The 20,202-nt window shown below is 45.1% G+C and carries 14 protein-coding genes; 8 read left to right on the top strand and 6 right to left on the bottom strand.

Features of this window, described 5'->3' with window-relative positions; translation table 11 throughout:
• Positions 1–7 precede the first annotated feature (7 nt).
• From L3V35_RS08770 to L3V35_RS08760, 3 genes are all read right to left on the bottom strand, one after another.
• On the bottom strand, positions 8–2,848 hold the full coding sequence (locus L3V35_RS08770; protein WP_237299384.1) for an Hsp70 family protein: 2,841 nt from the start codon (positions 2,846–2,848) through the stop codon (positions 8–10).
• A 138-nt stretch (positions 2,849–2,986) separates the two neighbouring features.
• Positions 2,987–4,981 (bottom strand): Hsp70 family protein, encoded by a 1,995-nt coding sequence (locus tag L3V35_RS08765; RefSeq protein WP_237299382.1) that lies wholly within the window; start codon positions 4,979–4,981, stop codon positions 2,987–2,989.
• Entirely contained in the window at positions 4,981–5,613 is a 633-nt protein-coding gene (locus L3V35_RS08760) for a DUF2760 domain-containing protein (RefSeq protein ID WP_017091262.1), read from the bottom strand. The genes L3V35_RS08765 and L3V35_RS08760 overlap by 1 nt, the downstream gene beginning before the upstream one ends.
• A 350-nt stretch (positions 5,614–5,963) precedes the next feature.
• Between L3V35_RS08760 and L3V35_RS08755 the strand changes: the two genes are divergently transcribed.
• The 6 genes from L3V35_RS08755 to L3V35_RS08730 all read left to right on the top strand — a co-directional run bounded on the left by L3V35_RS08755 (position 5,964) and on the right by L3V35_RS08730 (position 11,119).
• Entirely contained in the window at positions 5,964–7,502 is a 1,539-nt protein-coding gene (locus L3V35_RS08755) for a sensor domain-containing diguanylate cyclase (protein ID WP_146458133.1), read from the top strand.
• Between the two features lie 87 nt (positions 7,503–7,589).
• Entirely contained in the window at positions 7,590–8,120 is a 531-nt protein-coding gene (locus L3V35_RS08750; protein ID WP_004734743.1) for a 3'-5' exonuclease, read from the top strand.
• Positions 8,121–8,489: 369 nt separating this feature from the next.
• Positions 8,490–8,846: an antibiotic biosynthesis monooxygenase family protein gene (locus L3V35_RS08745; RefSeq protein ID WP_004734744.1), complete on the top strand. Its 357-nt coding sequence runs from the start codon at positions 8,490–8,492 to the stop codon at positions 8,844–8,846.
• Between the two features lie 16 nt (positions 8,847–8,862).
• Positions 8,863–9,558 (top strand): hypothetical protein, encoded by a 696-nt coding sequence (locus L3V35_RS08740; RefSeq protein WP_004734745.1) that lies wholly within the window; start codon positions 8,863–8,865, stop codon positions 9,556–9,558.
• 230 nt (positions 9,559–9,788) lie between these two features.
• Positions 9,789–10,679 (top strand): helix-turn-helix domain-containing protein, encoded by an 891-nt coding sequence (locus tag L3V35_RS08735; RefSeq protein ID WP_237299917.1) that lies wholly within the window; start codon positions 9,789–9,791, stop codon positions 10,677–10,679.
• 2 nt (positions 10,680–10,681) lie between these two features.
• Positions 10,682–11,119 (top strand): hypothetical protein, encoded by a 438-nt coding sequence (locus L3V35_RS08730; protein ID WP_017077881.1) that lies wholly within the window; start codon positions 10,682–10,684, stop codon positions 11,117–11,119.
• A gap of 135 nt (positions 11,120–11,254) precedes the next feature.
• Here the strand turns inward: L3V35_RS08730 and L3V35_RS08725 are convergent, their stop codons facing one another.
• The 3 genes from L3V35_RS08725 to L3V35_RS08715 form a co-directional block, all read right to left on the bottom strand.
• Positions 11,255–11,704: a TerB family tellurite resistance protein gene (locus L3V35_RS08725; RefSeq protein ID WP_237299380.1), complete on the bottom strand. Its 450-nt coding sequence runs from the start codon at positions 11,702–11,704 to the stop codon at positions 11,255–11,257.
• Between the two features lie 147 nt (positions 11,705–11,851).
• Positions 11,852–13,933: an alkaline phosphatase family protein gene (locus L3V35_RS08720; RefSeq protein WP_237299378.1), complete on the bottom strand. Its 2,082-nt coding sequence runs from the start codon at positions 13,931–13,933 to the stop codon at positions 11,852–11,854.
• Positions 13,934–13,939: 6 nt separating this feature from the next.
• A complete protein-coding gene (locus L3V35_RS08715) occupies positions 13,940–14,425 on the bottom strand; it encodes a hypothetical protein (protein ID WP_237299377.1) in 486 nt (161 codons plus the stop codon).
• 81 nt (positions 14,426–14,506) lie between these two features.
• On the opposite strand from L3V35_RS08715, the gene L3V35_RS08710 reads away from it, so the two are divergent.
• Positions 14,507–15,820, top strand: a complete 1,314-nt coding sequence (locus tag L3V35_RS08710; protein WP_146458144.1) for a MipA/OmpV family protein — start codon at positions 14,507–14,509, stop codon at positions 15,818–15,820.
• Positions 15,821–16,072: 252 nt separating this feature from the next.
• A complete protein-coding gene (gene hrpA, locus L3V35_RS08705; protein WP_237299375.1) occupies positions 16,073–20,173 on the top strand; it encodes an ATP-dependent RNA helicase HrpA in 4,101 nt (1,366 codons plus the stop codon).
• The last annotated feature ends 29 nt before the right edge of the window (positions 20,174–20,202 follow it).

The following is a 20,202-nucleotide window of genomic DNA, read 5'->3' as shown; positions in this document are numbered from 1 at the left end:
CCTAAAACTAGTTATTAATCAGGCTTAACCCGCTTGGTAATGCATCACCAAATACGCGCTTAGACTCGCTCTCAGAAAGCTCAGTCACTTCACTCACTAGCGTTAGCCATGAATCAGGTACCTTGCTTTGCTTTAGCTTCTCAATCACTTGATTACGATAGTCGTCAGAGATGTCAAATTGACGGTCACCAGTTTTACGGCAAATCATCACAGCAGCGAAGGCGATCATCTGCTCTTTCTGCCAGTTCTGTTCAAGCAGTTTTGGTAACCACTGTTCAGCTTGCTCTCTAGGAATTACGCTGTGTTGGCTGCCATACAAAGGCGTTCTTGATGCTAATCGTCCTAGCGCCCACCAGTGAGCCTGTTCGAACTGGTTATGGTTAATCGCTTTGCTCAAGAACCAGCTTGCGAGCAGCACTTTGTCTTCCACTTCAAGTTGCTCAAGCGACGCCGCTAAACGAACCATGGCTTCATAGCCATTATCTTGTGCATCTTTGGCTGTCTTAGGGTTTTTCATTGCCCCCGGGTGAAGGTACTTAGCGATATCAGCCAAGATACTCTCTTGCTGCTCTTGGTTTAATCCACCGGCAACACGACGCCAGAATACCCACCAGTCCGTCCAACCTTGGTGGTTCTGGAACTGAATGTTTTGTTGGTAAAGGCCCCAAATTTGTTCGATACGCCATGAGTCAGTCGGATCGCCAAAGCCTGGACGCAGCGAGTAGCCCGCCAAACGCAGCCAGTTCTTCTCGTGTGCTTCTGAACGACGGCGGCGTTTACGACCTAATGAAAAGGTATCAAACAGATGGCGAAGGGTCGTGAAGTCCCATTCATCACGCTTACCAAGTCGCTTCTCAAGATCTTTCGATAGTGTTTTGATCTCTTTCGATTCAGCACTCTTCTTGTTGCCGCTGTACAGACGAGAAATCAATTCCTTACATTCATCCAGTCTTGGGTGAAGTTTAGCGGTATCAGACTCATCGCCTTGCTTGTTTCTTACTTCAAATTCAAGCAACCAACGCTTAGTGTCATCTTCCGTGCTCACACACTCCATTTTCAGTGTGCCGACTTCTGTTAATTGACACGCGAGCAATACTTCGACGCGTTCTTTTTGGTTGGCTTGGAGCTCTGCAGTACCTGAACCTTCTAGCGTAGAAATATACGGTGGAAGAGGGGAGAACAAGTCAGCGTCGACATTGACCATCACGCCATTTTGAATGGCAGTGTCATGAGCAATTTGATCGTGCGTTGAAGTCAGTAGATTGAAACGTACCGGCTCACCCAAAGTTAGTGAGAAACGACGACTGTTCAAACGTATTTCTTGGCCTTCTTCAGTCCCTTTGGCAAGCAGACAAAGTGCTTTACCCATCTTGTTCTTCTCTTGCAGATGTAAGAAGTAAGAACGAGCCGCACCGCCACCAATTTTAAGTTGCGCACCGCGGCGAGCCTTACCAAAGGCCACTGCGCCCAATGCCACAGACCAATCAGGATGAGGGTTATCTAAGACGGTGATTGGCGCACCGTTCCAATTGCCAAGTAACTGAGTAATACGTTCAGTAACAAGCTCACTGTTGAATACACCGCCGTTGAGTAGTACACCGACAGGTATCGCTGGTTTTGTCTCATCAAATTCGATTGCGCCAGATTTTTCTAGTGCCGCTTTTGATACTTGCTGATGTGTCGCTAGGAATTCGGCAACGTGCTTACTTACCGCAGGATCTGCAGCGTAGGGTAGGCCGAACTCTACAACCGCGCTACGGCGTTTGTCAGGTACTTCAGTGAACTCAGAAAGTGGGAAGAAACCTTCCAGTGCAATCTGATGAACTTCTTGTTTCGTTAAACCAATACTCTTGGTACCGCCAAGTAGCTTTGAACCGCTGCCCAGCATGGTGATCTTCACATCGTCTGGCGCGTTAGCAGAAAGCAGGCTCTCTTTTGCGGCGCGAGTCTGTTGAATCAGTTTGGTTAAGCTTGAGGCATTCAGCTTTTTGTTTTGATTGAAGCGTTGCTCTGCAAGGTGGGCAAGGGCTAAATCTAGGTTATCACCGCCGAGCATTAAGTGTTCACCAACGCCGATACGGTCGAGTGCGAGTTCTTGGTCATCGCCATTGTTTGAGTTGAAGCTTGCTTCGATCAAACTTAAATCGGTGGTACCACCGCCGACATCACACACTAGAATCAGCGGGATTTGCTGAAGTTCATCGGCAGCGGTTTGTTGATGACGTGCATACCAGTCATAACAAACGGCTTGCGGCTCTTCGAGTAACAGAATCTTACCTAAGCCCGCCAGTTCTGCCGCTTCGAGTGTCAGCTTACGTGCTGTCTCATCGAATGAAGCAGGAACGGTTACTACAACGTCTTGGTCTTCAAGCTTGTTGCTAGGGTTACGGTAGTTCCATGCTTGGCGGATGTGGTTGAGGTAGCTGGCGCTTGCGACAACAGGGGATACCTTATCGACGTCAGTTGCGCCTGCCCAAGGCAGAATGTCGGAGTTACGATCAACCGCTTGGTGAGATAACCAGCTCTTAGCACTGGATACTTGGCGGCCTTCAACTTTTGCGCCCAGTTCGCGTGCCCATTCACCTACGATGACGTTTTGAATATCGCCTTCAACCAAGCTCGGTTCCCAAGGCATAGTGAGATCGGAAGGGGAGATCTGACCTTGTGCAGGATGGTAACGAAAGGATGGAAGTAGCGGTTTGCGAACCACTTCACCGGGGCCGATGAGTTGGTCAATATCGAAAAGAGAAACGGGAGCATGTTGTAGGTCGTCGTTGATTTCACAGTAAGCAACAACGGTATTGGTTGTGCCTAAGTCAATGCCGACTAAAAAACGAGGAGATGCCATACAAAACCTTATTCTGCCAAAGTGATGACCAGTTAATGGATAGTCTTGGTCTTATTATTGTCTTTGGAATGCTTTTAATACAGGGCTAGGGAATCGCATTGATAAAATAACGGCACCCGTTAAGGTGCCGTTGATTCATTATGCTTGTTCGTTTGAGTCGTTATTCGAGTCTTCACGAACATCGAACTCAACGTGCCATTTCTGACCATTGTCTGTGGCAATCGCTTCTAGGTATAACGTGCCTAATTCAGTAACACGAGACGCCAAAGTCACGGGAACTACTTCGCCTTCGCGACGACCTTCAGAAACAGGCAGTGTCACTTGGATTTCAGGAAGCTCATCCAGATCTTCTGGAGCCCAGTGATCAAGGTGCGTACCCGCTTCATCTTCACGACGTGTGGTTGAACCGAAGAATTGGAAGTGTACTGGCTGACCAATCACTAGACCAAACTCTTGGCTAGGAACTTGAACGCTTGAACCTTCTTCCATACCAAATGGTGCAACACACAGTGCTTCCATCGGAGGAGCCATACCTGGGATTGCTGGCATCGCGCTTTCAATTCCTACGTAGTAAGAAGAAGCAATACCACCGCGGATACGAACGCCTTGGCCACGACGTACTGCGCCGTAGTAAGAAGCGCCACTTGCAACCGCTAGGTCTAAGTCTAAGCCTGAAAGCTGTTTAGCGAATTCAGCGTCTGCGTTAATTAGCCATTCATTGATCGTGTCTGAAAGACGATCAGCTAGTAGGTTAGATTTTAGAACACCACCATTGAACAGTACCGCTGTTGGTTTGATGAAGTCTGCTGCTGGCGCTTCTGACCCTTGCGCTTCTGTACCGGGCATACCGGGCATATTTGCAAACGGGTTGAAATCTTGTTGAGCGGCTTCGGTATTTCCAGAAAGCGCATTGGCTTGCTTAGAAAGGAACGCGGCAATATGACGAGTAATACCTGCGTCTTGAGCGTAAGGCAGACCCATTTGAGTCAGTGCACCACGAGTTTTCTGTACCGGATGATCCGTTACCGCTACTTGTGGGAAGAAGCCATCAACCAATGTTTGTTGTACTTCTTGCTGAGTCAGTTCTGTTTTCAATGTTGCGCCAAGTAGCTTAGAGCCACGGCTTGGAACAACGATTGGCACAGATTGAAGCTCAGCATCGTTAAGCAGAGCTTCTTTCGCATCACGACAAGCGTGAGTCATCGCTTGAACCTGCCAAGGAGCCAGTTCTTTGCCTTCTTGAGCCAGTTTCATCTTCAGACGGTAAGCCAGAGCTAAGTCCATGTTGTCGCCGCCCAGTAGGATATGTTCACCTACAGCGATACGGTTCAGGCTTAGGTTGCCTTCATCTTGTGTTACTTCAACCAACGAAAGGTCAGTCGTACCACCACCGATATCGACAACAAGAACGATGTCACCAACGTTCACTTCATCACGCCATGTGTCGTTGCTGTTATCAATCCAGCTGTAAAGAGCCGCTTGTGGTTCTTCTAGAAGCGTTAGGTGAGTGAAGCCCACATTACGCGCAGCTTCTGCTGTAAGGTCACGAGCCGCAGGATCAAACGAAGCTGGAACCGTGATCGTTACATCTTGGTCTGCCAGTTTGTGTTCTGGATTCGCGTGATTCCAAGCATCTTTAAGGTGCTCAAGGTACAACTCAGTTGTTTTAAGCGGAGATACTTTTTCAATTTCTTCAGGGCTACCTGCTGGAAGAAATGCGTCGCGACGATTTACACCACTGTGGCATAACCAAGATTTCGCGCTAGCGACTAAGCGAATAGGGGTCTTCGAACCAAGGTTACGAGCAATAGCACCAACCAGTGCTTTAGGCTCAGAAGACCAAGGTAGAACGCGAGAACCCGCATTCATTTCATGTTCGTGTGGCTGGTATAGGAACGAGCCAAGTTGGCTGCGAGTTTCTACTGTACCAGGTGCCGTTAGCTGAGGGATTTGCATCACCTCTACACGAGCATCTTCATTGGTTGTGTCGATGTAAGACAAAACGCAGTGTGTGGTACCTAAATCGATACCAACACTGAACTTAGGCGCTTGATGTTGCTCTTGAGAAGATAGCTCTTGTGAATGCGTCTGTGCAGACGACTCGTGCGATGATGGCTGAGTTTGGTGTTCCATTATAGCTCCACCTCTGCCGGTGCAATCACAGATGCATCGTAGTTCTCAGCAAGCTTAGGCAGGTTCATGTCAGTTGCTTTCCAACCTTTGTGAACCAATGTGCCATTGAACGGTGCGTTACCCGTTACGTTGCCTGTTAGGCGAATTTCTTGAGGGTTGAAACCTTCAGCAATAGTGATACGTGTTTCTTCATCTTCAGTGCGGATGTGAGAAAGCGTTACATAATCAGCTAATACTTTTTGACCGCCAGTGTGAATAACACGAGCAGCTGCGCCAACTTCTTCATCAGAGAATGATGTTAGGTCTTCTTTTAGGAAGTCAATTAAACGAGCTTCTTGCTGCATGATAGACAGTAGCTGCATTGCAGAATCTGTTGGTGCTGTTGCCAGCTTAGATTCAACTTCTACTACTTTTTCGATCACACGTTCAACTTCAACAACTTTCTCTACTTCGACAATTTTCTCAACTGGCTTTTCAACTTCAACGATCTTTTCTACTGGTTTTTCTACGACTTTCTCAACCACTTTGGTTTTACGAGAAACGGCAATTAGCAGTAGTAAAACGCTTGATGCCGTTAGGCCTGCGTGAAGCATATCAAACGTTTGTGGGATTAGGTTCAAATCAACGATCATAGTGATTTCTCTTTAAAATTGATTTAACGGTATATTCGTCGGTTTAAAGGAATATACAGGTTGGAAAGAAACTCAGTGGCATAAGGCCAAAATGGTCACTTTCAAGCTATAAATATGGGTGGATACTAGCATATTCAAGGCTTAAGGGCTTTATTTAATGTTTTCAATAAACTGGCTTTTTGGTGACTTAGCTTGAAAGTTAATCGAGATTTGTTGGTTTATTAGCCGCAAATGTCCATGGGTTGTAAATAGTGTTAGTTTTATCCCATTGTGAGAGTCAAAGATAAATAGAGCCTAGCATTCCGGCAGTGTATACTTTCGACTCAAAATAACATCATATGGGAAGCTGTATGCCCCACACTACCGACCCTATAACAGGGTTGAAGAAACGAACTTTGCCGTTAGTTGTCTTTTTTGCCACATTTTTGATGACGGTGTTGTGTTTTGTTTTAGTTGCGTTGAATCAAAATAGGTCTTTGAATGAGAATCTGGATAGCTTTGCACAGCATCAAACGCTCAGTTTAAAAGCGTTTATTGATAACGATGTCGCTTATATCGGTTCCGGTGCAAATTTTTTCTATTCTAATGATGTCGATAGTCGGGATCGATTTGATCGTTTTGCTCAGCAAACGATTAACGGTTCGAAAAGCCTGATCGGATTGCAGTGGATGCAAAAAGTAGCGGTAGAAGATCTTGCCGAGCACACCGCCAAAATGAAAGCTCAATACCCATCCTATAGAATGTTTACTATCCCTAAACATGGGCCAAAAACTTATGGTTATATCTTGGATGGCGAGCCCGTATTTATCGCGACAGATATATATCCGAATGATCCAGTGAACAACGGTGTTTTGGGTTTTTACTCTTCTCGTGAGCGGTTTAATCTGATCATTGATAACATTAAAAAAACACGTGAAGCGAATATTTCAGACAAAGTTCGTCTATTGCAAGATGGTTTAGACAGCAACACACCTAAGAGCGGAATGTTGGTCTACCACCCTGTGTTTGATGGTGAAACGGACAATTTGTTAGGGGTTGTGATTGGTGTTGTTCGTACCACATACTATTTTGAGAAACTTCTGGCATCTACTGTCGGCGATATGGACGTTTATGTGCGTGTTACCGATAGTGGTTTTGAAGCTGAAGATGCCCCGATAATGTTCGAAACCAATGGTTATGAAGCGGTAACTGGGCAGCACATTACAAAGACGATTACATTAACTAATCGTGAATGGATTATCGACTTCAAGATAGATGCATGTATTTCATTTAATGGTTACTTAGTGTTGGCGGGAATCGGCATAGTTGGTACCACTATCTCGTTACTGCTTGCTTATATCGTGAACCTGCAAATTAGAGAGAAAGAGCGCTTGTATCGAATGATTGATGAAAGAACAGAAGAACTTCGCTTTCTTGCCAATCATGACAGTTTAACGGAAATTTATAATCGCCGAGCTTTTAATAAGATGCTTGGTCAATCGATACAAAGCGATAAGCCGTTTAGCTTAATAGTGTTTGATGTTGATAAGTTTAAAGAGATCAATGATAAGTTTGGGCACCCAGCCGGTGATGCGTTACTTATCCATGTGATTAAGGTTATCTCAGTGAGCTTGAAGTCTGGAGATAACCTATTCCGGATGGGAGGGGATGAGTTCGGTATTATTTCGAGCATCACCGAACATGACTCATTGTCTCGCTATTTAGAATGTATTTTAGAGACGGTGAGTGAGTCTCATTGCGAGCATTCTGGCCAGCTATTGAGTTGCACTCTAAGCATCGGGGCGACCATCCGCACTAATGAAGACATTGAAGCGCTCCTTCAAAAAACTGACAGCATGTTATACCTAAGTAAGTCAAATGGCCGAAATCGAGTCACAATTGCAGGCTAAGTGAGCACTTGATGCAACTGGGGTCGAGTTCTTTATTAGGCTCATGTACAATTTCACGAAATTTTTGACGAGAGAATTAGGCGACGTATGAATCACAATCGAGTGGTGTGTTTCGATTTGGAAATGTGCTGTTGGAGCGAAGACGGTGTAGGAACAACAGGGGAGATCATTGAAATTGGTCTTGCTGAGATCGATCTTGTATCTGGAACCATCGTGAAGCGCGCGCAATATTACGTTAAGCCCGAAAAAGACGAAGTCTCTCTATTCTGCGCCGAGTTAACGGGTATTACACCTCGTAAAATCGAAAAACAGGGTCGCCCATTAGAGTCTGTTATCAAGTCGATGATTAAGAACTTCGGTGGCCCAAAGAAAATCTATGCAGCGTGGGGACGTGACGACCTTATCTTACACAAAGAGTGTATTGAGAAAGGCATCGAACCGCCATTTAGCGAGTTCTTGAACATCGCCACACTTTATCGAGTTCAGAATCGATTGAAAGAGAAACGTATTGGTCACCGTGCTGCTCAAGAAGCGAAAAACATTGAGTGGGAAGGTCGTCAGCACTCTGGTTATGTTGACGCTTATAACTTGGCAAAGCTTGCGCTGACGATGTTGTGATCGTTTGTATTTCAGAGAGGCGCTTGGTTAAATACTGAAAGGTTAAACACTTAAAGTTAGCCTGAATCTTGTGAGTTATTAAAATGAAGAGCCACCTACTTATTAGGTGGTTTTTTTGTGCCTGTTATTTGAGGGTAATGACGATGCAAATTGAGGGCAATGACTATTCACGTTAAGGGCAATGACTATTCCAAGAAACCTAATTTCAACAAGTGGCTTATCAATAGTGAATGGCTACATCGCTTATTTTACGAGTGAATAATATTCGTTTGAAATTTAGCTTTTTAATTAATATTAAATCGTAGGTTTCGACCTTGATTGGGTAGGGCTAGGTGGTAGCGTTAGCTCACCCAAAACAAGGAGAATAGGATGAAGAACATTATTAAGTATGGATTGGCACTGGGGGCGCTAAGCGTAAGTGCGTTGGTCTCGGCACAACCTGTTGTATTGATAAACACTTTTTCAGTCGAGCCAGCCCATGAAGCCGCTACGTTAACGTATTGGGAAGATGCGCGAGACGTATTGGTGAAGCAACCAGGATATATCTCTACCAAATTGCACCGCTCTTTAAGCTCGGATGCGACATACCGTTTTATTAATGTTGCAGAGTGGGAAAGCAAAAAGCATTTCCATGATGCGATACAGGCGATGAGAAAAGAATTACCACCTTTAAAAATTGAAGGGGTTTCTGCTGACCCTAACTTGTATGAAATTATTCGCGACTAATTAGGAAGCCACCACAATGAAAACAACTCTAGGAACCTTTTTAGCTATTTTTAGCTTTCTATTTTCAGCCATTCTTTTTTCAACCCATGCCCACGCAGCGGCATACGGCGTGTCAGTGGCTTGGAAAACCGATGACGCCCAAGCCGTATTTGAGGCAATGCCTCATCAGAAAAAAGCATTTGCCAACCTGATTGATGCGGGCTTGGTACACGATATGTTCGTATCACAAAGCTTTATTGGGGATAAAAAGTTTCCGATGATTAAGTTTGTGATTGAAGCGGACAGTGAGCAGCACGTTAGAGACTTGATTGGTAACTTACCATTCCAATTTAAAGAGCTTGTAGAGGTGACTGAAATCAGAGACATCGGTAATAAGTGGTTAAACACGGATGTCGCTTTCACAAACTACGCAGTAGAACTCGCTTGGAAAGAGCCTGAGAATCAATTCATTGTCGATGAGGTTATTAGCAAAGATTTACAAATGGTTGTCGATTGGAGTGCTCAAGGTGTGATTACGTCTGCTTACTTAAAACATCAAGAAATAGCAGAAGAGAAGCCAAACCAAAAAGCGATGATCAGGCCTGTTTATTCAATGGCAATATTGGCTAAAAACGAAGAGCAAGCGCGCGAAGTTGCCAATCAGTTGAATGCAGTAAAGTTAGGCTTCGCTGAAGTTATGGTAAGTGAACTTGGATTCAAACTGGAACTCTAATTTCGCTAGAACAGAATTGTGACCTCGTTTTCAGATTGCGTAACGACGAGGTTTTAATATAGGGCATGACCAGTTTAGAGTTAAACCTTGGCTATGTTCAAAGGTGAGTTAGTTTACGTGACTGACTCACTTTGTTGTTATTTTATATTATTACTCACTGAGCTTATATTGTTGCTCGCTGAGCTTATATTTAGCTTAATTATTGGCTAAACTTGTCACTACTCTTTTCTATGTATGGTTTGCTATTAGTTCGACCAAACAAACACTTTTTTGATGACCTTTTTATTTATGAACACCTCGCCGAAATGAACGCCAATAGCCATGAAAAAATCACCTTAGACGCTTCGAGCATCGAGTTGATTAATAACACACTCATTGATTCGGAATCTGGTAAGCGGGTCACCTTATCCCCCTCAGAAGGTCTGATCCTTGAGCATCTAGTGAAGAACAGCCCAAAAGCCGTTGGTCGAGACTTTTTACTTGAGCATTGCTGGCCGGGCAGGGTTGTGACAGGCAGTTCACTTAATGTCGCGGTTAAGAATATTCGCACTGCATTAAATTCGTTTGAGTGTGATTGCAAAATCTTAACGGTTCAAAAGGAAGGGTACAGCTTCAATGGTTTGAAACAGGTCGGTAGTTATTTATCGATGCCAACATCTACCGCTGAAGCGCATGTTGAAGCTGCGTTTTCAGAGAAAGCTGGCATCGTTTCAGAGAAAAACATCATCGTTTCAGAGAAAGGTGCCATCGTCGATGAATTGACATCAGCGCCACCGTTTAAGCCGAAGCACTTTATCGCTCGTCACCAATCTCGTATTGCCGGAATTGTAGTCAGCGCGCTTCTTCTCATGCTGTTTTATCAGTTTGCTTTTTTTATAGATAAGAGTGCCTACCGAGGTATGGATGTTTATCACGACAGTTTGAATTTTGATGAAGCCGTCATAAAAGAGTTGGATGCCGTGTCAGAGCTCGGTGTTGATTCGCTCTATCTGCATCGCATTGGCGTTGGGTGTCAGAATATCCAAGCCGTCGCATTGATAAATGGACATTGGAAAGAGATAAGCCATCAGTTTAAAACTGTCTCTTGCGAAGGCGACAATGACAATGAGCGAGGGCAATAAGTATGAATCGTAAGTTTTGGATGCCTATCTTATTGACGCTGTTTGTGATTCTAAATGTAGGTTTAATCTCTGGGCTCGCAACCAAAAGTACCTATCGATTTTCTGCGGAATACCCGATGGTCGGGTGGGAGAGAATCTCGCTCCGATTGGAAAATGGTCGAGTCAAAATGCAGTATATTGGCTATGACATGGATGGGAATGTCGCTCAAACCAAGCAAATGTTTGGTGTGTTCTTGCGCTGGGGGAATCATTACTACCTTTATCAATTGGACCAGGATCAGGCCCAAGATAAGCAGACATTCAATATCAAGCACTTATACATTCAACAAACACAAGGCAAGCGCAGTGTGTTGGTATCAAATCAGCGCGGCCTTTATGTCACTAAGAAGGGCACGCCGTTAGAGCTTAAAGGCATCATGCATGGCGATCGATTACGCTGATAGATACCGTCAGTTTAATCGATAGTTAACTGCCTAGTAGAGCTCGTTTGCTCTATTGACGGCCATTAACGCTATTAGCACGATTAGCGACCATTAACGCTATTGGTGCCATTAACACGATTAAAGAGCCTTTGGTTAGTTTTTACCGAGGACGTTCAGCTTAGTCTTGATAAAGTCACTGTGGTCAACGTAGAGCAGTTCCGCTGTTTTACGGATCACAGAATCTTCGATAGGGTCAATTTCTCCGTCGGCATGCGCCACTTCCCACATCGCTTTGATTAAGTCGATTCGCACTGGCTGAGAAAGGTCTCTAAGTTGTGATGTAAAGTCATACAGCGATACTGATTGCTCTACTTTCGGTTCTGCTTGCGCTAGCAGAACCTTTGCTTGTTCTTCATCTAAATCCAGCAAACGTTGCAGAAGCTGTAGCTTAGCGACTCTTTCTGATTCATTGATCTGATGGTCGGCTCCCGCGACTTCACACAATAAACTCGCAATGGCGACATTAGGTGATGCGCCTTGGTTTTTGCTTAGGTCCTGGCCTTCAATCAATTGTTTAAACATTGATGTGAGAGAATTGAACATAACGAGCTCCAGTTAAAATTTGTATCGGGTTCCGTAACGCTGATAGCTATCAACTATAACTACAACTATTGGGTCTACAGAGTGTGATCGCAAGCGTCTTTACTAAAAACTGACATTACGGATAGGCGAGCGATAAGGAGCACTTTATCAATCTGGCTCTGGGAAACGGGTAATTTTACCATCACCACTGAGTGTCGTGATCGATTGCGGTTTCCCGTCGTTATCTAACCTGAGCTCACCAATTGCACTGCGGTTTGAAAGGCGATAGAAGGTCTGATTATCAGGGCTTCGCTTCTCGATTTTTAAGCGTTTACGCTTAGTGAAGTAGTTCAAAACTGAGCGAGGGCTGTATAACAGGCGGTCCCATACATCGCAGAATTTAAGCAGCGGAGCAGGGAACTGATTTTTAATGCCACTACAGGTGATTTGATAGATGTTCGGGCTGTTGCGACGATACCTAAGCTTGATGTCATAAGCGAAGGAGTAGTGAACGTCACCAGACAGTACCACGAAGTTGGTCGGTGTTTTTGTATGGGTAAAGATACTGATCAGTGTATTGGCACTGCCCGGATGCGCCATCCAGTTTTCAGCATCTATAACTAATGGCTTGCCGATTGTGGTCGCCATCTTTTGTAGTGTTTCAATAAACTTCACGCCAAACATCGGTGCCGCAGAAACGATCACTACTTTATCTTGATTCATTAACTGATGCTGAAACTCAATCAAGGCTTCCCAGTCCATTAAACCTGAAGGCTTATTCATGCGTGACTCTGAACGCCAACGACGTGTTCGAGTATCCAACACAATGACTTTGGGTGAGGTATCTATTGTGTAATGCCACTCTTCAAAGCGACTTAACATCTCAATGAAGGCTTGATGCTTGTCTGGCTCGATATTGCTAACAGAGTGAGTAGTATTGCTATCATCGGCTTCATTATGCGCTTGTTTAGTAATGCGCGGTTGATCGACAAAAAGATGTTTTGCTTGCTCGATGAACGCTTCGTCGAAGCTCTCCGGCTTGTTACCCCAGCCCTGACACATCCAGTAAGCCGCAAGGCCGTTACCTATTACTTGAGTGGCGAGCTGGTTTTGGTCGACAGCATGCTCCCAACCTACAGTGAGATTCCAATCATCGGTAACATCGTGATCATCGAAGATCATGTAAGTCGGAATATGAGCGAACAGGCGCTGAACTTGCGGTAAGCCTGTAATGAAATCATCCATGATGACGTTTTCATCACGCCACTGTTGCTGGTCAGTCGGTGTTAATTGGCGTCCACCTTGAGTGAAGTTATTCTCAATCAAACGTCCTCGATTGACGCATTGCCACAGTGTCGGAGACCAAACCAACAAGTACATCGCGATAAACTCAGACAGCGTGACCAAGTGGTTTTCACAATCGGTAGAACTAAAAATCGGCACGCCGCGATTCGGGAAGAACTTATCGAGCATGGATTCTGAAGCGGTGTGGTGCGGTAAATAGTGATGACGCTGATATAAGTGATATTCACTGCTATACAGTGCGTCACTGCTGTTGATTTCTTTAATTTGTGAGTCGGTCGGTAAGCTCTCACCAACAAGACCAAGCAGTTGAATCACTTGTTGAATAGCATCAAGTGTTGGGCCTGCCACATGGTCGGCGTAAATCTGGTCGCCGCTCATCATCAGCATGTCAGGTCTTTCAGCGACGGTTTGCTCGGCTATCTTGTTATCGGCTGCGACTAAGCTGTCTTTGCTGGGATGATGCGGGTTACGGCAAGAGCCATGAAGAATGTAATCAGCCGATGTAGATATTTTAAACTCAACGCGAGATTTACCGTTGTAAACAAGGTGAGGGGCGAGCTCTTTTAGTGAACCTGACTCTGTGTGAATGTCATATTCAAGAGGCGTATTAGTCGGGAATTCACCTTGTAAGCGAATTAGCGTTACCCACGCATGCGTACCGATTTGAATCGAATCATGCTCTTCAAGCGATGAGGTATAAAACGGTTGGTTTTGTTTTGGTTCAGAATGCTCTTTTTCGTTCGAAAAGCCTGTTTCTCGAATATGCTCAGTTTCACGAATGTGCTCAGTTTCACTAATATAAATATCAGCCCGGCCAACAAGGGGCGAGCTGGAGGCTAACCAAAGTACCACTTCAGTCGCGGTGGTTTTTCTTAAAATGGGTCCGGCGAGTAACAGGGGAAGAGATGATGTCGTAGAGGGTTTCAATACGGTACCTAAAATCATTGGTGGTTAGTCGTCGTGGAGTTCTTTTGTTTCGAGCTTGTTCGTGTCTGGTTTTGTGGTTTCAAGCTTTGATGCTTCAAGTTCTACTGAGTCAGATTCTGTTGATTCAAGAACTTCGATAACTTCCGAGCTAGAAAGTTCATGACCCATTAGAAATATTGCCAATAGGGCATCGGCTTTGGTCTTGGTATCGGAAGGCTCGTCTAACAACAGTTCGAGCTTTTCTCGAATCATAGCAATCTCGTGCTCAACAAAGCCACGGCCTTCTTCATCCCCTTGATTGTCTTCAGGGGCATTATCGAATTCAAGAAATAGCATGTCGCCGTCTAGGTTGGTATCCACCAAACGCTCGGGCAGCCACGCCTCACCCACAACAATATCTGGATCGGAATCTTTGGGTAACTGATCTATAATGTTTTGTAATTCGGAGACTTTCACAATACTTTCATTTAACCGAGAATATTCTACATTGTAACGGTCAATGCCGATCAAACCTAAAAATAGTTAGCCATCATGGTTAATAAATGTCTATTCAGTTACACAATATTTATTACAAAGAGTAATTACATAAGAATGAAGCTCAAATATTTACCGACTCTCACTTCAACTGGAGTGGCTTTACTAAGTAGCGCTTTCCTAAGTGCTAATGCGTGGGCTGCTGAAGAACAAGAGTGGGGCATCGCTGCAATGTTCCGTACTGCAAGCATCCCTTATGACACGTCTGGTGGTGACCAATCGGTTAACTCATTCGTACCGATGCTGTTTTTCAAGAACGACTATGTGTTCATTGATGGTACCGAGATGGGTGCTTATCTTTATCAAACAGATGACGAGAAATGGTCTTTTAATGCTATTTCTCGCATGCGTTTTATTGATATCCCAGCTTCTGAGCAGAACGCAATTGAAGGCGATACTGCGGACTTCGGTGCTCAACTGACCTACCAACTTGATGGTTCTTGGTCTGTCGAGACGGAATTAATGAGCGACAGTGAATTCAACCTCCATGGTAACTTACGTGCGAAAGCCAAGTATGAAACCGGAGATTGGGAGTTTTACCCAAGTGCGACACTTCGTTACAAAAGTGCTGACTTCAATAGCGAGTATTACTCAGCGTCTAATGAAACCATTGGTGCAGGTGTAGATCTGAATGTCGGCGTTGAAGCGCGTTACCATGTGGCTTCAAACTTGTACTTATTGGGTTCAACCGGTGTGACTCGATTAGATGATAATGCCTATGATTCGTCGATAGTTGAAGACCGTTATCAAGGTGAATTGTACCTTGGCTTTGGTTTCTTTAACGACAAAGAGAAAGCGCCGAAACCTAAGCTGAGCAATGCGCCGTATTTACGTGTCGCACACGGCTGGGCTACGCCATCCAATATTGGCGACATCATGAAGTTCAATCGAGAGAAAGACGAATACAACAACCAGTTGACCTCGTTCTTCTATGGCCACCCGTTAACCGATGAGATCTTCGGCTTTCCATTGGACATCTACCTAACGCCAGGTATCGCGCATCATTGGAGTTCAGAGGTTCAATCAAGCAGCACTGAATACATCATCGCAATCAAAGCGTACTACACCTTTGATTGGCCAACTCAGTGGCGTGTTGGTGTGGCAGAGGGTATGTCTTACATCGATTCGATTACCTATATCGAAGGCTCTGAGATGGACCGTAAAGGTTACACAGCAAGCCATCTGTTGAACTATTTAGACTTCTCATTCGACGTGAACGTCGGCGACTTGATTGGCAAGAACGACTTAAACAATTTATGGTTCGGTTATTCATTGCATCACCGTTCTGCGATCTTTGAAAACGCCTCTCAGTTTGGTCGTATCAAAGGCGGCAGTAACTACAACACGGTATATTTCCAATACGAGTTCTAAGCGTAGTTTTTAGCTGTTCTTTTTAATCGTGGTTTTTGACTGTCATTTTCGTAGAGACAGTTTTTAACGTTAGCTTTAAGCCAGAGTTTACTAAGTACGACTTGCATTTGACCTCGCTTCTATAGCTCCTGCGAGTGTTAGCGAGATTAATCAGCCTGATAGCAAAAGGTTTTCCCTTTGCTGTCAGGCTTTTTTGTTTGAGACTTGTGATATAATCGCGCGAGTTTAATAAGTACAAGAATAGGACACGCTTTGACTTCGTCTCCGGAAAAAGCAGACAACAACAAGAATGCAGCACAGCCAAGTTCTCCACAGAACGAAGCGAAATCGAATAAGCCTGCATCGAACCGACCTGCTAAGCAACTAAAAGCTAAACAACCAAAAACTAATCAACCAAAAGCTAAACCTGCCGATCATTCAGCAGCAGCCCATACTAAAACATCTCAAAATAGCCCAGCTTCTCTTCGTAAAGCGCTCAACGAATGTATGATGCGCGATCGCTTCCGTCTGAGTAAGCGAATTGCTGGTGCGAGTAGAATTAAAAACGAACAATCCAAGAACGTTGTCTTCGATGAGATTGCGTTAGACATTGCCAAGTCTATGATGACGGCAAATCAGCGTGCCTCGCACAAACCAACCATCGAATACCCAGAGATTCTCCCAGTTAGCCAAAAGCGCGATGATATTGCGAAAGCCATTTCTGAAAACCAAGTGGTTATCGTGGCGGGTGAAACGGGCTCGGGTAAAACCACTCAGTTACCAAAGATTTGTTCTGAGCTTGGTCGTGGCCGCTTTGGCTTAATTGGCCACACTCAGCCTCGTCGTCTCGCGGCTCGTTCGGTTGCAAACCGCATCGCGGAAGAGATGGAAACACAGCTAGGTGATTTTGTTGGTTATAAGGTTCGTTTTAACGACCAAATTTCTGACAACACGCAAATCAAATTGATGACCGACGGTATTCTACTGGCGGAAATTCAGCACGACCGTTTCTTAAGCCAATACGACACCATCATCATCGATGAAGCCCACGAGCGTAGCCTGAACATTGACTTCATCATGGGTTACTTGAGAGAGCTTCTACCAAAGCGTCCTGATCTTAAAGTTATCATTACATCGGCGACCATCGATCCTGAGCGTTTCTCGAAGCACTTTAACAATGCGCCGATTATTGAAGTATCAGGTCGTACTTACCCCGTTGATACGCGTTACCGCCCACTAGGTGGTGATGAAAGTGATTCAGATCGTGACCAAATCGAAGGTATCTTTGAAGCCGTTGATGAGCTGTGTGATGAAGGCCAAGGCGATATCTTGATCTTCATGAACGGTGAACGTGAAATTCGTGACACTGCCGATTCTTTAAGTAAACGTAACCTGCGTGATACTGAGATTGTTCCGCTGTACGCGCGTCTTTCTGCTGGCGAACAGAACCGTATCTTCCAGTCTCATACTGGTCGACGCATCGTTCTGGCGACCAACGTGGCAGAAACCTCGCTAACTGTTCCGGGCATCAAGTATGTCATCGACCCGGGTACGGCGCGTATTAGCCGTTACAGCTACCGTACTAAAGTACAACGCCTACCGATCGAGCCAGTGTCTCAAGCGAGTGCGAACCAGCGTAAAGGTCGTTGTGGTCGTGTTGCTGAAGGTATCTGTATTCGTCTGTACTCTGAGGAAGATTTCGAATCACGCCCAGAGTTTACTGACCCAGAGATTCTTCGTACTAACCTAGCATCGGTTATCCTTCAGATGACTGCGCTAGGCTTAGGCGACATTCAAGCATTCCCATTTGTTGAAGCGCCAGATAAACGTAACATTCAAGATGGTGTAAGGCTGCTTGAAGAGTTGGGTGCGATCGCGACAGTCGAACCGTCTGCGAATAAAAACAAGAATCATGGCGACGACAAGAAGAAGCTAACCGCGATTGGTCGCAAGCTCGCTAAGCTGCCAATTGATCCGCGTTTAGCGCGTATGGTGATTGAAGCGCCAAGCAACCGCTGTCTGCACGAAGTGATGGTGATTGCTTCTGCGTTGTCGATTCAGGATCCGCGTGAGCGCCCATCAGACAAACAACAATCGTCTGACGATAAGCACAAGCGCTTCTTTGATAAAGAATCTGATTTCATCACGTTTGTGAACCTTTGGGATTACGTTAAGCAGCAACAAAAAGAGCTGTCGAGTAACCAGTTCCGCAAACAGTGTAAGCAAGATTACCTGAACTATTTACGTATCCGTGAATGGCAAGATGTGTACTTCCAAATTCACCAAGCGATGCGTGAATTGGATACCAAGCTGAATACAGAACCGGGCAGTTACGATGGCATTCACATGTCTCTGCTATCAGGTTTGCTTTCTCACATTGGTATGAAAGACCAAGAGAAGAATGAATATCAAGGTGCACGTAATGCGCGCTTCCATATCTTCCCTGCGTCTGGCCTATTTAAGAAACAGCCTAAGTGGATCATGTCTGCTGAGCTGGTGGAAACCTCAAAACTTTGGGGTCGTGTTATCGCGAAGATTCAGCCTGAATGGATTGAACCACTAGCAAAACACCTGATTAAGCGCAGCTACAGCGAACCACATTGGTCGAAGAAGCAAGCGGCAGTAATGGCACACGAAAAAGTGATGCTTTACGGAATCCCAATCATCCCGAAACGTTTAGTGAACTACGGTGCGATTGATGCCACTGTCAGCCGTGAATTGTTCGTGCGCAGCGCTTTGGTTGAAGGTGAGTGGGAAACCAAACATGCCTTCTTCAAGCAGAACCGTAAGCTACTGCAAGAAGTAGAAGAGCTAGAACATAAATCGCGTCGTCGTGACATCTTGATCGATGATGATGAACTGTTCGACTTTTATGACCAACGTGTTGGCGAAGAGGCTGTTTCAGGCCGTCACTTCGATACATGGTGGAAGCAAACCAGCCAGAAAACACCAGAGCTGCTTAACTTCGAAAAGTCGATGCTGTTCCGCGGTGATGCAAGCCACGTTACTGACTTGGATTATCCGAACTTCTGGCACCAAAATGGTATCAAGCTGAAGCTGAGCTACCAATTTGAGCCGGGCGACGACAACGATGGTGTAACGGTACACATTCCACTGCCTATCTTGAATCAGATTGACCAAAACGGTTTTGATTGGCAGATCCCAGGCCTACGTCAGGAACTGGTAATTAGCCTAATCAAGTCGCTACCTAAAACGCTACGCCGTAACTTTGTGCCTGCGCCAAACTACGCCGATGCGTTCTTGGCTCGTGTTACACCACTTGAAGCACCGTTGTTGGATTCTCTTGAAAAAGAGCTGCGCCGCATGACAGGTGTAGAAGTGGTGCGTGATGACTGGAAGTTAGACCAGATCCCAGAGCACTTAAAGGTAACATTCCGCGCCGTAGATCATCGCAAGCGTAAGCTGAAAGAACAGAAAGACTTGCATGAGCTAAAAGAAAGCCTGAAAGACAAGGTTCAAGAAACGCTTTCTAAAGTGGCAGACGATGACATCGAACAGCAAAACCTGCATACGTGGAGCTTTGGTGAGTTACCAAAAGTCTACCAGCAGAAACGCGGCGGCTACGATGTTAAAGCCTTCCCAGCGCTGGTGGATTCTAAAGACAGCGTAGAGATCAAATTGTTCGAAACCGAGCAAGAACAGATCTCTGCAATGAAATCGGGTCAGCGTCGTTTAATCCTGTTGAACGTGCCATCGCCGATCAAATACTTGCACTCTAACTTGCCGAACAAATCTAAGCTTGGCTTGTATTTCAACCCATACGGACAGGTGCTCGATCTTATCGATGACTGTATCGCTTGTGGTATTGATAAGCTGATTGAAGAGAAGGGCGGTTTGGTTTGGGAACCAGAGCAGTTTGAAGCACTGAAAGAACACGTACGTGCAGAGCTGGGCGATAGCGTTGTTGAGATTGCTCAACAGGTTGAAACCATCCTAACGACCGCATTTAGCATCAGTAAGAAGCTCAAAGGACGTGTCGATCTTTCAATGGCATTCGCACTTTCTGACATAAAAGCTCAGGTAGAAGGTTTGATTTTTAAGGGGTTTGCCACAGAATGTGGGTGGAAACGCCTGCCGGATATTCTACGCTATATGAGAGCGATTGAACGCCGCATGGAAAAACTGCCGATTGACCCGAACAAAGATCGCTTGCATATGATCAAAGTTGAGTCAGTAATGAATGATTACAAAGAGCTGCTGAATAAAATCCCAAAAGGGATCGCGGTTCCAGAAAATGTAAAAGAGGTGCGTTGGATGGTAGAAGAGCTTCGTGTAAGCTTCTTCGCACAGCAGCTCGGAACGCCTTACCCAGTATCAGATAAGCGTGTTAAAAACGCGATTGATGCTTGCTAAGGAATAAAGCTAGACGCAATAGCAAGGTT

It is taken from the genome of Vibrio sp. L5-1, assembly GCF_021728315.1.
GTDB classification, from domain to species: Bacteria; Pseudomonadota; Gammaproteobacteria; order Enterobacterales; family Vibrionaceae; genus Vibrio; species Vibrio splendidus_K.
This window is presented reverse-complemented; position numbering and strand designations above follow the sequence as displayed.